This window comes from Pseudarthrobacter siccitolerans, assembly GCF_001046895.1.
GTDB lineage: Bacteria > Actinomycetota > Actinomycetes > Actinomycetales > Micrococcaceae > Arthrobacter > Arthrobacter siccitolerans.
The window spans coordinates 98497-110453 of record NZ_CAQI01000053.1 but is presented as its reverse complement, the minus strand read 5'-3'; the positions used below and the strand labels follow the sequence as shown (position 1 = coordinate 110453).

The 11957-nt window shown below is 65.6% G+C and carries 13 protein-coding genes; 7 read left to right on the top strand and 6 right to left on the bottom strand.

Annotation, left to right across the window (positions count from 1 at the left end; genetic code table 11):
- The first annotated feature begins 19 nt into the window (after positions 1–19).
- The 5 genes from ARTSIC4J27_RS17535 (at position 20) to ARTSIC4J27_RS17515 (ending at position 2666) form a co-directional block, all read left to right on the top strand.
- Entirely contained in the window at positions 20–436 is a 417-nt protein-coding gene (locus ARTSIC4J27_RS17535) for an MmcQ/YjbR family DNA-binding protein (protein ID WP_050056486.1), read from the top strand.
- Positions 433–996: a DUF1990 family protein gene (locus ARTSIC4J27_RS17530; protein WP_050056485.1), complete on the top strand. Its 564-nt coding sequence runs from the start codon at positions 433–435 to the stop codon at positions 994–996. The genes ARTSIC4J27_RS17535 and ARTSIC4J27_RS17530 overlap by 4 nt, the downstream gene beginning before the upstream one ends.
- Complete coding sequence (locus tag ARTSIC4J27_RS17525) at positions 993–1310, top strand: putative quinol monooxygenase (protein WP_050056484.1); 318 nt, start codon at positions 993–995, stop codon at positions 1308–1310. The genes ARTSIC4J27_RS17530 and ARTSIC4J27_RS17525 overlap by 4 nt, the downstream gene beginning before the upstream one ends.
- Positions 1310–1603: a DUF503 domain-containing protein gene (locus ARTSIC4J27_RS17520; protein WP_050056483.1), complete on the top strand. Its 294-nt coding sequence runs from the start codon at positions 1310–1312 to the stop codon at positions 1601–1603. The genes ARTSIC4J27_RS17525 and ARTSIC4J27_RS17520 overlap by 1 nt, the downstream gene beginning before the upstream one ends.
- Positions 1604–1997: 394 nt before the next feature.
- On the top strand, positions 1998–2666 hold the full coding sequence (locus tag ARTSIC4J27_RS17515) for a hypothetical protein (RefSeq protein ID WP_050056482.1): 669 nt from the start codon (positions 1998–2000) through the stop codon (positions 2664–2666).
- Between the two features lie 127 nt (positions 2667–2793).
- Here the strand turns inward: ARTSIC4J27_RS17515 and purL are convergent, their stop codons facing one another.
- The 3 genes from purL to purS are packed head-to-tail and all read right to left on the bottom strand — an operon-like array spanning position 2794 to position 6138.
- A complete protein-coding gene (purL, locus tag ARTSIC4J27_RS17510; protein WP_050056481.1) occupies positions 2794–5103 on the bottom strand; it encodes a phosphoribosylformylglycinamidine synthase subunit PurL in 2310 nt (769 codons plus the stop codon).
- Complete coding sequence (gene purQ, locus ARTSIC4J27_RS17505; RefSeq protein ID WP_050056480.1) at positions 5100–5885, bottom strand: phosphoribosylformylglycinamidine synthase subunit PurQ; 786 nt, start codon at positions 5883–5885, stop codon at positions 5100–5102. The genes purL and purQ overlap by 4 nt, the downstream gene beginning before the upstream one ends.
- A gap of 1 nt (position 5886) precedes the next feature.
- Positions 5887–6138, bottom strand: coding sequence for a phosphoribosylformylglycinamidine synthase subunit PurS (gene purS, locus ARTSIC4J27_RS17500; protein ID WP_050056479.1), 252 nt, complete (start codon positions 6136–6138; stop codon positions 5887–5889).
- Between the two features lie 280 nt (positions 6139–6418).
- On the opposite strand from purS, the gene ARTSIC4J27_RS17495 reads away from it, so the two are divergent.
- On the top strand, positions 6419–6604 hold the full coding sequence (locus ARTSIC4J27_RS17495; RefSeq protein WP_050056478.1) for a hypothetical protein: 186 nt from the start codon (positions 6419–6421) through the stop codon (positions 6602–6604).
- Between the two features lie 279 nt (positions 6605–6883).
- Positions 6884–9988 (top strand): S8 family serine peptidase, encoded by a 3105-nt coding sequence (locus ARTSIC4J27_RS17490; protein WP_050056477.1) that lies wholly within the window; start codon positions 6884–6886, stop codon positions 9986–9988.
- A gap of 71 nt (positions 9989–10059) precedes the next feature.
- On the opposite strand, the gene ARTSIC4J27_RS17485 is transcribed toward ARTSIC4J27_RS17490, so the two are convergent.
- Genes ARTSIC4J27_RS17485 through ARTSIC4J27_RS17475 form a run of 3 tightly spaced genes read right to left on the bottom strand, consistent with a single transcriptional unit; the run spans position 10060 to position 11925 of the window.
- Positions 10060–10407 carry a serine protease inhibitor gene (locus tag ARTSIC4J27_RS17485; RefSeq protein ID WP_050056476.1) on the bottom strand — a complete coding sequence of 116 codons (348 nt, stop codon included), beginning with the start codon at positions 10405–10407 and terminating at the stop codon, positions 10060–10062.
- Positions 10404–11357 carry a hypothetical protein gene (locus tag ARTSIC4J27_RS17480; protein ID WP_050056475.1) on the bottom strand — a complete coding sequence of 318 codons (954 nt, stop codon included), beginning with the start codon at positions 11355–11357 and terminating at the stop codon, positions 10404–10406. The genes ARTSIC4J27_RS17485 and ARTSIC4J27_RS17480 overlap by 4 nt, the downstream gene beginning before the upstream one ends.
- Entirely contained in the window at positions 11314–11925 is a 612-nt protein-coding gene (locus tag ARTSIC4J27_RS17475; RefSeq protein ID WP_050056474.1) for an SSI family serine proteinase inhibitor, read from the bottom strand. Before ARTSIC4J27_RS17475 ends, ARTSIC4J27_RS17480 begins: the two co-directional genes overlap by 44 nt.
- Between the last annotated feature and the right edge of the window lie 32 nt (positions 11926–11957).

Here is an 11957-nt window from a genome sequence, read left to right as displayed (position 1 = left end):
GGCTTTATAGGCTTCCTGCATGGACCTTGCTGCATTGAGGAATATCTGCCTCGCGTTTCCCGGCGCCTACGAGGATTATCCGTTCGGTCCGGAGACCGCCGTGTTCAAGGTCCGCGCCAACATCGCCGGGGGTGCAAGGCATGAGGCGAAGCTCTTCGCGCTAAGCAGCATGGATCCCCGGGACTTGTACGTCAACCTCAAATGCGAGCCGACCCTCGCTGTGCAGCTGCGCGCCGCGCACCCCGAGATTACCGGCGCGTGGCACATGAACAAGACACACTGGAACGGCGTCCGCCTGGACGGGACGCTGCCGGACGACATGATCCGGGACATGGTGGAGGATTCCTACGATCTCGTGGTTGCAGGCTTGACCAGGAAGCAGCAGGAACAGCTTGGCTGGGCCCGCCTGGCAGGCTCCCGGGGCGTCAACCAGTGAAAGCCAACAGGTCGCCCCAGGGCAGGGTGCACCACCTTGATTACCCCGGAATTGGGGGCACCGAACACGGGCTTGCGCCGGAGGGATACGCCAGCGTCCTGGAAGAGGTCCAGCTGGGTACGGGCTTCGCGGTGTACAGGCGGGTGGCCGCCGGCATCCTTTCCTGGGAGCTGCAGCGCCGGGCCGGCCTCCGGGTGCGTACGGATTCGCCAAGGGTGGTGCCGGGAGCGCGGGTGGTGAGCGGCTTCGGCGTCGGGCCTTTTCGCTTGAATGCACCCTGCGAGGTGGTGTGGGTCCGTGAACCCCTGCCGGCGGATGTGCCGCAGTCAGCGGGATTTGGGTACGGAGCCCTGCCGGGCCACCCGGCCCGCGGCGAGGAATCCTTCGAAGTGGAGATCAACGGCGGCGCCGATGTACACCTGCGGATCCGCGCCTTCAGCAAACCGGGCAACTGGTTCTACGCGGCCGGCGGACTGGTGACCCGGGCGGCGCAGCGCTACGTTACTTCCCGGTACATTGAAGGGGCACGCCAACTCGCCGCGGAAGGACTACGCCCGTGATTTTTATCGTCGTCAAGTTCAAGGTCAAGCCGGAATGGTCCGAGCGCTGGCCCGGCCTGGTGGCCGGCTTCACTGAAGCCACGCGGCAGGAGCCGGGGAACCTCTGGTTTGACTGGTCCCGCAGCCTCGAGGACCCGAACGAGTACGTCCTGGTGGAAGCCTTCAAGGACGATGCCGCCGGCGACCACGTCAACAGCCCGCACTTCAAGCAGGCCATGGCAGACATGCCCCAGGCCCTCGCCGAAACGCCCCGGATCATCAGCCGCCAGCTCGACGGCGACGCCTGGGACCGCATGGGGGAGCTCACCATCTGATGTGGATCGGCTGGATCGAATTCGACATCCTCCTCGGTGACGTTCAGAGCCTCAAGGAAAAGCGCTCCGTCGTCAGGCCGTTGATTGCCGAGGTCAAGCGCCGGTTCGACGTTTCCGTCGCCGAGGTGGGCGATCACGACCAGTACCGCCGCACCCGGCTGGGCGTCGGCCTCGTGGCAGCGGACCGCGCCCACCTCGTGGAGGTGCTGGCCGCCGTCGAACGCCTTGTGGCCGCGCGGCCCGAAATCGAACTGCTCAGCGCCCGGCAGCGGGAGCTGCACAGCGAGGACTGATTGACCCCATCGATTGCTCCATAGATGTCGTTTTGGTACGGGAAAACGGCATCTACGGAGCAATCGATGGTGGATGTGGATAACTTCTGCGGTCTTTCCCCAAATCTGGTCTTATGGACCGATGAAGACCCCACGCCCGTTGCCGGAGGAGCTCCGGGGACGCCCCTTCACCCTTGCTGACGCCTCGCTCACGGGAGTGTCTTCGCGGCGCTGGCGGCACGGGTCATTGGAGCGCCATGGCAGGGGCATCCGCATGGAACGCACGACGGCGGAGCTCCCCTTGAGTGCCAGGGTGCGCCCCTTCATAGAGGTCAACGAGAGATGCGCAGCGTCGCATCTCACGGCGGAGGAGCTCCTTTTACTGCCGCGTCGACAGCGAAAGGAGCCAAACGATATGTTTCACATCATCCGTCCCGAGGGTGCAGCACATCTCAACCGGCCGCATGTGATCGTGCACCGAATGAAGCTCTACGACGACGAAGTGACGGTCCATCAGGGTATACCGGTCACTACGCCGGAGCGCACGTGGCTTGACCTCGCTGAATTGCTCAGCGTGGACGAGCTTGTGGTGGCGGGGGACAGCTGTGTCCGTGTGCCCCGTCCGGAGTTTGAGGGCCGGGATATGCCGCTGTGCAACATCGCCGACCTTCAACGAATGATCGACAGGCACAAGGGAAAGCGTGGGCTGAGGAAAGCCAAAGAGGCGATCAAACTGGTCCGCGTTGGCTCAGACTCACCCCAGGAAACACTGCTCCGGCTGGCTGTGCTGCGGGCCGGACTGCCCGAACCCGAGCTGAACGTTCCCATCATCTCGGCGGATGGAACACGGCACCACGAGCCGGATCTCTCCTACCGGAAGTACCGGATCGGGATCGAGTATGAGGGTGAACACCACGGCGAAGAAGGCCAGATCGTTCGGGACATCGAACGATCGGAGCGCTACGCCGCCCTGGGCTGGACCGAGGTCAGGATCTCCAAACGACACATGCACAACGACGCCAAAGCCGCTGTCGTGAAGGTGCGGAGTGCGTTGGTGCAGGCCGGCTGGAGAAAGGCCACTTAAAAATCGATTGCTCCGCAGTCGTCGTTTTGAGGGTTCAAAACGACGACTGCAGAGCAATCGATGTGGCCCACGCCGCCAAGGTTCCCTGTCTGAGCCTGCGAGGCGAGCGTGGTGGGGGAGGGTGGGATCAGCCGAAGTACTTCGGCAGGGTTCCTTCGTGGGCTTCGCGGAGGGTGTCCAGGGACAGGCTCTCCACCCCGTTGATGTCCAGGGTTCCGCTGGCAGCGTCCACCACGCCGATGCGGGTGTGGGCGAAGCCGCGGGCGGTGCACATATCCGTGAAGCGGACTTCCTCCGAGCGGGGCACGCCCACAACAGCGCGGCCCTGGGACTCGGAGAACAGCGCCGTGAACAGGTCCACGCCGTCCCGGTCCAGAACATCCTGCAGCGCGATCCGGGCGCCTACGCCGTAGCGCAGCGAGGACTCCACCAGGGCAGCCGCGAGGCCGCCTTCGGAGAGGTCGTGGGCGGAGTCGATCATGCCGTCGCGTGAGGCGTTGATCAGGATCTCGCCCAGGGCGCGTTCGGCGTCGAGGTCAACCTTGGGCGGCTGGCCGCCCAGGTGGCCGCGCATGTTGGCCCACTCGGAGCCGTCGAGCTCGGCAGCCGTGGTGCCCAGCAGGTAGATTGCCTGGCCGTCCTCACGCCAGCCCGACGGCGTGCGCCGGGCGACGTCGTCGAGCTTGCCCAGCACTGCCACCACGGGGGAGGGATGGATCGGCGTGGTGCCGGTCTGGTTGTACAGCGAGACGTTGCCGCCGGTGACCGGGACGCCGAGCACCTGGCAGGCGTCGGACAGGCCGCGGATGGCCTCGGCCAGCTGCCACATCACGTCCGGGTCCTCGGGGGAGCCAAAGTTCAGGCAGTCGCTGACGGCCATCGGAACGGCGCCGGAGGTGGCAACGTTACGGTACGCCTCAGCCAGGGCCAGCTGCGCGCCGTGGTACGGATCGAGGTAGGTGTAACGGCCGTTGGCGTCTGTGGCCAAGGCAACGCCCAGGCCCGTTTCCTCGTCCACGCGGACCACACCGGCGTCGTCGGGGAACGCCATGGAGGTGTTGCCGCCCACGTACCGGTCGTACTGGTTGGTGATCCAGGCCTTGGAGCACATGTTCGGCGATGCCACGAGTTCAGTCACAGCGGCCGCGAGCTCAGCCGGGGCGGAGGGCCGGCCGGCGTCCTGAACGGAGCCGGTGAAGGTGTCTGCCTGGACGGCGTCCTGCCACTCGGGACGGGCAAACGGGCGGTCGTAGACCGGACCGTCGTGTGCCACGGTGCGGGGATCGACGTCGACAATCACCTCGCCTTCCCAGGTGATGATGAGGCGGCCGGTATCGGTCACCTCGCCCAGCCAGGCGTATTCAACAGCCCACTTGTCCATCACGGCTTCGAACGCCGCAACGTTCTCCGGGGTGACAACGGCCATCATGCGTTCCTGCGACTCAGACATCAGGATTTCGCCCGGGGTCAGCGTGGGGTCGCGCAGCAGCACGGAGGTCAGCTCAACCTGCATGCCGCCGTCGCCGTTGGAAGCCAGTTCGGAGGTGGCGCAGGAGATGCCGGCGGCGCCGAGGTCCTGGATGCCTTCTACCAGGGAGCCCTTGAACAGCTCCAGGCAGCACTCGATAAGGACCTTTTCGGCGAAGGGGTCGCCCACCTGCACCGCGGGGCGCTTGGAGGGCTTGGTGTCATCGAAGGACTCCGAGGCGAGCACGGAGGCGCCGCCGATGCCGTCGCCGCCGGTGCGCGCACCGAACAGGACCACCTTGTTGCCCTTGCCGGAGGCGTTGGCGAGGCGGATGTCCTCGTGGCGCATCACGCCAACCGCGAGGGCGTTGACCAGCGGGTTGCCCTGGTACACCGAGTCGAAGACCATTTCGCCGCCGATGTTCGGCAGGCCCAGCGAGTTGCCGTAACCGCCGATGCCGGCCACGGCACCGTGCATGACGCGGGCGGTGTCCGGGTGGTCGATCGCGCCGAATCGCAGCGGGTCCATCACGGCAACAGGGCGGGCGCCCATGGAGATGATGTCGCGGACAATGCCGCCGATGCCGGTCGCCGCACCCTGGTAGGGCTCAACGAACGACGGCGAGTTGTGCGACTCGATCTTGAAGGTCACGGCCCAGCCGTCCCCGAGGTTGGTCACGCCGGCGTTTTCGCCGATGCCCACCAGCATGTCCTTCTTCATCTCCGGGGTCACCTTTTCGCCGAACTGGCGCAGGTGGTTCTTGGAGGACTTGTAGGAGCAGTGCTCGCTCCACATCACGGAGTACATGGCGAGCTCGGCGCCGGTGGGGCGGCGGCCCAGGACCTTTACGATCTCGTCGAACTCGTTCTGCTTCAGGCCCAGCTCGGCCCAGGGCAGTTCGGTGTCCGGGGTCTTCGCGGCGTTCTCGACAGTGTCGATATTGAACTTCTTGGTGGTTTCGATGCTCACTTGTCGCCTCCCACAATCTTGGTCAAAACGGAGGTGAAGAAGCCCAGCCCGTCGGTATCGGACCCGCCGATGCCGTCAAGCGACTCCGGGCCGAATCCGGCCTCCACAGCGTGCTCGGGGTGCGGCATCAGGCCCACCACGTTGCCGGCGGCGTTGGAGATGCCGGCGATGTCCCGGCGCGAGCCGTTCGGGTTGAACCCGACGTAGCGGAACACCACGCGGCCCTCGGCCTCGAGCGCGTCAAGGGTCTTCTCGTCAGCGATGTACTGGCCGTCCTGGTTCTTCAGCGGCACAGTGATTTCCTGGCCCGCCTGGTAGTCCAGCGTCCAGGCGGTGTTGCTGTTCTCGACGCGCAGCACCTGGTCGCGGCACATGAACTTCAGGTGGTCGTTCTTGATCATTGAACCGGGCAGCAGGTGCGACTCGGTGAGGATCTGGAAGCCGTTGCAGATGCCGAGCACGGGCAGCTTGGCGTCGCTGTTGGCGGCGTCGATGATTTTGGACATCAGCGGTGCGAAGCGGGCGATGGCTCCGGCGCGGAGGTAGTCACCGTAGGAGAAACCGCCGGGAATAACCACGGCGTCCACGTCGCCGAGTTCGACGTCCGCGTGCCAGAGCTCGACGGCGGTGCCGCCGGCGAGGCGGACGGCACGGGCGGCGTCGCGGTCATCGAGGGTGCCCGGGAAGGTGACGACGCCGATTCGCGCGCCAGCGAGCCCGCGAGCACCAGAGGCGTCGGCTGCCACGGCGATTGCCTCGCCGATCAGGGGAAGTTCAGTCATGTCAGGCCTCGACGACCTCGACGTTGACGACGTCTTCGATCACGGGGTTGGACAGGAGGGTCGCTGCGGCATCGCGTGCCTGGGCCAGGATGTCCTCGGTCACCTCGCCGTCGACCGTCAGTTCGAAACGCTTGCCCTGGCGGACAGAGCTGAAGCTGGTGAAGCCCAGCCGAGGCAGGGCGCCGACGATAGCCTTCCCCTGCGGGTCCAGAATCTCGGGCTTGGGCATGACGTCAACAACGATCCGGGGCATCCGGTAACTCCTGTGCGTGAGCTTGGGTAAGGGCGCAGCTCACTGGTGCCGTCTCACGCCGTACCGAGGTGTTGGGGGACACATTGAAAGACATGGTGGACGGGCGCTCCGCGAGCTTGCTAGTCCATTCTACCGGCCGGAGCGCCACACCCTGTATTCGGCCTGTTTCCGCCCTCATCCCGGCTTGAAGCGACGTGAGGTGAGGGGCTTTTGAGGAGTGGGCCGGGGCACTTTTGTCTGGGTTCTGGAGTTGTTCTGGTGGTGTCACTAGGATTGCCGAATGGCTGAGAAATCGAGATCCGTGCTGTTGCCGGTGATGGCCGCCGCAGTGTTTGCCGGCCTCGGACGAATGGTCCTGCAGAAGATCAAGGCCGACCGGTTCGCCCGGGAGAACCGGGTTGCCGGCCCAATGGATGAAAAGACCAGGCAGTGGATCAGCGACGTCGTCAGGACGCCCCGGGAATAGCCGGTCCGGCACCCTGCGTGACGTTGCCGGAGTAACCGCCCGGGCGTCATTTCTTGCTTCCCTCCGCCCTGTTGGGGGACGGCAGTGACAGGCGCAAAATCCGCTTTTGTGCCCTATGTCATATTTGGCTATCAGTCTGTAGCCTTTGAGTCAGCCGGTGTCACGGAATGACAAAACCTGTAACTTCGTGTGCCGCGCCTGTCGTTTCTGGCCCCCCAACCATGGCTGGGCCGGTTCCTCATGAAAGGGTTGCACGTGAGATCTACTGGAAAGAGCCCCTTGCGGGGCGGGGGATTCCGGAAGGCTGCGGCATTGGCCGTGGGATTGCCGCTTCTCCTCACCCCGTTGGCCGGAAGCCCCGCTACCGCGGCGCCGGTAGGCCAGGACTTGGCGGTCGCTGCAAAGAATGCAGCGCCGGCCGAGTTCAGGGACGGCCGCTACATTGTCGTCGTCGCGGGCGCGGCAGCCGCCGCGTATGAGGGCGAAACGCCGGGGCTCGCGCCCACCAAACCGCAGAATGGCCGCAAGCTGGATACGGGAAGCGCCAACTACAAGGCCTACGATGCGCACCTCCGCAAGCAGCAGCAGGACATCGCCGCCAGCCAGGGGGTTACGCCGCAAAAGCAGTTCACCGCTGCCCTCAACGGCTTCAGCGCCCAGCTGACTGCGGCGCAGGCCATGGAGTTGTCCCGGAACAACAAGGTCCTGGCAGTGACGCCGGACGCGGAAAATGCCCCGGATTACACCACGTCGGATTTCCTCAAGCTGACCGGGCCGGACGGCATGTGGGCCACACAGTTTGGCGGGGAAACCAACGCCGGCAAGGGTGTTGTGGTGGGTGTCATCGACTCCGGCTACGCTCCCGATAACCCCTTCCTCCAGGGCGAACCCGTGCAGCCGCTGAGCGGCCCGGCGCAGGTGGGCGTCCCCTACCGCACGCCGGAGGGCAAGATCGCCATGCTCAAGGCCGATGGCTCCACCTTCGAGGGTGATTGCCAGAAGGGCCAGGGAACTGGTGCGTCCTTCGACGGTTCCTTGTGCAACTCCAAGGTCATCGGCGCCAGGTACTTCGCCGATTCCTTCCTGCAGTACGTGCCACCGGCGAACCGTGCTCCGCAGGAACTTATTTCACCGGTGGACGTGGGCAGCCACGGCACCCACACCGCCACAACAGCAGCCGGCAACGCGAACGTGGAGCAGGTCATTGACGGCGCCGGCTTCGGCAAGAGCTCCGGCGTCGCCCCCGCTGCAAAGGTCTCCGTCTACAAGATCTGCTGGGAGGACACCAACCCGGATACCGGCGGCTGCTACTCCTCCGCTGCGGTGGAGGCAGTGGACGCGGCCGTCAAGGACGGCGTGGATGTCCTGAACTACTCCATCTCAGGAAACAACAACAGCACCACCGATCCTGTGGCGCTGGCCTTCCTGAATGCTGCCGCCGCCGGCGTTTTTGTGTCGGCCTCCGCCGGCAACTCCGGGCCCACGGTGTCCACCGTCAACCACGCCGCGCCATGGCTGACCACGGTGGCTGCATCCACGTTCCCCAGTGAGCTGCTGGGAACCGTCAAGGTCTCGGACGGTTCGCTGTACCGGGGAGCTTCGATCATGAAATCTGAAGTGGCGGACAAGCCGGTTGTTGTCGCGGCCGTCGCGGCAGCAGCAGGTGCCGCCAATCCAAACCTCTGTGGCCCCGGCTCGCTTGATGCCGCCAAGGTGGCAGGCAAGGTAGTGGTGTGCGACCGCGGCGTGGTGGACAGGACGGCCAAGAGCCAGGAGGTCAAGGACAAGGGCGGCGTCGGAATGATCCTGGTGAACCTCACCAGCAGCTCCGAAGACGCGGACAACCACGTGCTGCCCACCGTCCATGTGAACGCCCCGACGAGCCTGGAACTGAAGTCCAAGCTGGAAGCCAATCCCGCGCTGACTGTCAGCCTGGTCAAGGGAGACCTGACCGGTGAACCACCGGCCCCCGCGCCGCAGATCGCGGGCTTCTCGTCCCGCGGCCCCAGCCTTGCTTCCGGCGGCGACCTGCTGAAGCCGGACATCGCGGCCCCCGGCGTCAATGTCCTGGCCGGCGTCTCCACCATCGGCAACCACGGCGCACAGTTCGGATTTATGTCCGGCACCTCCATGGCGGCACCGCATATTGCCGGTTTCGGCGCACTGGTACTGGGCAAGCAGCCCCTGTGGACCCCCGCCACGGTTAAGTCGGCCATGATGACCACCGCCTATCCGCTGGTCAACGCCGACGGTTCACCCAATACGGATCCGTTCCAGGGCGGGGCCGGGCACATCGACTCAACCCGTGTCCTGGATCCCGGTCTGGTCTACGAATCCGGCGTCAAGGACTGGCTGGCCTTCCTCAATGGCCAAGGAGTGGACACCGGTGCTCCACAAGCCGGCACCATCGCCGCCCGGGACTTGAACCTGCCATCCATCGCGCTCGGCAGCCTGGTAGGCGAAGTCCAGGTCAAGCGCCAGCTGACCGCCCTGGTCCCCGGCATGTACCGGCCCGAGGTCAACCTGCCAGGCTTCAATGTCGACGTCGAGCCCAAGGTACTGAACTTCTCCAAGGAGGGCCAGTCGCGTGAAGTTACCCTGACCATCAGGAACGTGAGTGCCCCGATGGGCAAGTTCAGCACCGGAAACCTCACCTGGAAGGGTCCGCGCACTGTGAGTTCGCCGATCGCGGTCAGGCCGGTCGACGCGCAGATCGCGCCGTCGTTCTCCTTCAGGTCGTCCACGGGAACCGGCAGCGGAACCATGGAGCTGGTCTCCGGGTCGGATACCCCCATCAAGGTAGGGGTGGAAGGCCTCGCTCCGCTGAGCCAGACGGCCATCACCAAGACCCCCGGCCCATACGCACCGGCCAACGATGAGCACAACGCGCTGGTCCAGGTGGCAGTGCCGGAAGGGGCGTCCTTCGCCCGCCTGGGTGTCCAGGCCCAATCCAACGACGTCGACTGGGACATGGTGGTATTCGCGCCGAATGCGCTGGGAGGGCTGACCGCCACCCAGGTGGCCACCGCTTCCGCCAGCGAGTTCCTGGATCTGGAGGCGCCACGCGCCGGCACTTACTACATCGTGGCCAACCTTTACTCAACCCCGGGCAACGGACCGGCCAGTGCAGCGGTCCAGGCGGTTTCCTTCGCCGGGGATGCCGGCAATCTGACGGTGGACCCGAACCCGATCGTGGCTCCCAACGGCACCGCCACCTCGGCCACCCTGTCCTGGACAGGCCTGTCCGAAGGGACCTACCTGTCGCGCCTGAGCCTGGGCGATAACGGCATCAGGACCTGGGTCAACGTACAGGTGGGTGCAGCCTCCGCTGCCCCGTCCGGAGCTCCGCAGGTAACCTTCGCGAACGGCGTGCCTGCCGCCTAGCAGCCGGTTGTTTTACAAAGCAGGGTCCCGGGTGGTTGAACCACCCGGGACCCTGCTTTTTGCTTGTAGGCCTAGGTGTTGTCCCAGGCGCCACCCGCGCTGCCCAGCAGCGGTGCCATTGCTCTCCAGCGGGCGATTTCGCAGCCGTCGGTCCGTGTGAAAACCGACTCCACAGCCCGCCCCTCGAGCGTCCCGGTGACCACGGCAACCTGCGGTCCGCCGTACTGCTGGGTGCACAGTTTGGGTGGCCCGGGTTTCGGGAAGAAAACGTCCTCGCCGTGCTCCCGGACTGCGCTCAGTGCAGCTTCCGGGTCCGGCAGGGTGCTTTCAGCCGACGGGCCGTCATCGTCGGCTACCAGCCGGAAGAGGTATTCGGCTGCGTCAGGGTCCTCCCGCAGCCTGATGGTCAGGTCGATCATGCCGCACGGCTCCTGGAAAGTGCGGCAAGCTCCAGAGCAAGCTTTTCCCGGAGCCCCGCTGCCTCTGCGGCGAACGAACGCTGGTGTTCCACGTAGGCGGCCTTGCCCTGCGGGGTTTCGATGGGAATGGCCGGATAACCCCACTCGGCGAGGTCGTAAGGGGAAGCCTGCATGTCCATGGTCCGGATGCGCCAGGAGAGTTCAAAGCAGTCCATCACCAGTTCACTGGGCAGGGCCGGCAGCAGTTTGTAGGCCCATTTGTACAGGTCCATGTTGGCGTGCAGGCAGCCCGGCTGCTCCAGATGCCGCTGGGACTCCCGGCTGGGGGCCAGTTCGTTGAGCGGGATGGCGTCCGGTGTGTAGAAGCGGAAGGCATCAAAGTGGGTGCAGCGGATCCGGTTGTCCTCCACCACCTTGTCCGTCCCTGCCGGACCGAGGCGCAGTTGCAGGTACTCGTGCCGCAGGTCGAAACGGTCCTGGTGGTAGACCATGGCCCATTCATGCAGGCCGAAGCAGCCAAACTGGGCCGGCCGCGCAGCGGTGCCGCGGAGGATGATGCCGGCAAAGGAGACGGCATCCTTGCGGTCGGCAAGAAAGCCGTCCAGGTCCATGGTGACCGCGGTACTTCCTGCCGGCAGCCCCAGGGCGGCGAGTTCGCCGTCGTCGAGCGTCCGGTAGTGTTTCCAGCCGCTGCGGGCGGCCGCTTCACCGCCCGCAAGGACGATGCCGGCACCCGGGTGCCAGCGCCGGAGCTGGCCTGGTTTCTGGGTGTAGTACGTGAACAGGAAGTCTTCCACCGGATGCTTTTGCCCGGCAGAACGACGGGCAATGTAGGGGTCCGCATAGCGGCTGACGCGCTGCTGGTGGGCTTCCTCCCTTGCCCGCCACTCGTCCGCCGCCAGGACGCTAAGCTGCTCCACCGGTGGCACCGATGACGTCCTTCGCGGCATTCCAGGAGCTGATCTCGCAACCGTTGGTGCGTTTGAAGGCGTCGTCGACAGGTACGCCGTCCACCACGCCGGTGACAGTGGCTTCCTGGGGGCCGCCGTATTGCTCAGTGCACGCCTGGTCGGTCCGAAGGGCAGGGGAGGCCAGCAGGCCCGCGTTGTTTTTCAGTGCCGCGCAGGCAGCATCGGCGGTGGGGTGCTTGCTTTCGGCGTCGGGTACGCCGTTGACGCAGACCAGTGTGTAGTGGACTTCCGGTTCGCCGGCTGAGGGTTTAAGCGTGATCGCCAGCTCGGCATTGCCTTGTCCCGGACCGGACGATGGCCCAACGGGTGGCTCCGGTGCGGGAGCCGGTACGGTTGATTCGGCGTCCGGGGCCGTGCTGCCGGTGGGGGTGGGCGAAGCGGATGATGAAGCGGAAACTGTGGGGCTCGCCGGGGTACCACCGGACGGAGTGCCGCCGCCCTGGCCGGGGGAGCAGGCAGGCAACAGCAGGAGCGCCGCCAGTATCAGCGCCGCTGCTTGCCCCGTGCCTGAAGGCACGTGCTGTCTGCGCCGGGGCCTGTCCGTCATGGTGCCATTCTACTGCCGTATCCCTTGCGCCC

What these genes read in the sequence shown, in the direction of transcription:
- ARTSIC4J27_RS17515 (WP_050056482.1), top strand. Translation starts at nt 1,998, where the DNA reads ATGTTTCACATCATCCGTCCCGAGGGTGCAGCACATCTCAACCGGCCG.
- ARTSIC4J27_RS17475 (WP_050056474.1), bottom strand. Translation starts at nt 11,925, where the DNA reads ATGACGGACAGGCCCCGGCGCAGACAGCACGTGCCTTCAGGCACGGGG.
- ARTSIC4J27_RS17520 (WP_050056483.1), top strand. Translation starts at nt 1,310, where the DNA reads ATGTGGATCGGCTGGATCGAATTCGACATCCTCCTCGGTGACGTTCAG.
- ARTSIC4J27_RS17480 (WP_050056475.1), bottom strand. Translation starts at nt 11,357, where the DNA reads ATGCCGCGAAGGACGTCATCGGTGCCACCGGTGGAGCAGCTTAGCGTC.
- ARTSIC4J27_RS17485 (WP_050056476.1), bottom strand. Translation starts at nt 10,407, where the DNA reads ATGATCGACCTGACCATCAGGCTGCGGGAGGACCCTGACGCAGCCGAA.
- purS (WP_050056479.1), bottom strand. Translation starts at nt 6,138, where the DNA reads ATGCCCCGGATCGTTGTTGACGTCATGCCCAAGCCCGAGATTCTGGAC.
- ARTSIC4J27_RS17495 (WP_050056478.1), top strand. Translation starts at nt 6,419, where the DNA reads ATGGCTGAGAAATCGAGATCCGTGCTGTTGCCGGTGATGGCCGCCGCA.
- ARTSIC4J27_RS17535 (WP_050056486.1), top strand. Translation starts at nt 20, where the DNA reads ATGGACCTTGCTGCATTGAGGAATATCTGCCTCGCGTTTCCCGGCGCC.
- purQ (WP_050056480.1), bottom strand. Translation starts at nt 5,885, where the DNA reads ATGACTGAACTTCCCCTGATCGGCGAGGCAATCGCCGTGGCAGCCGAC.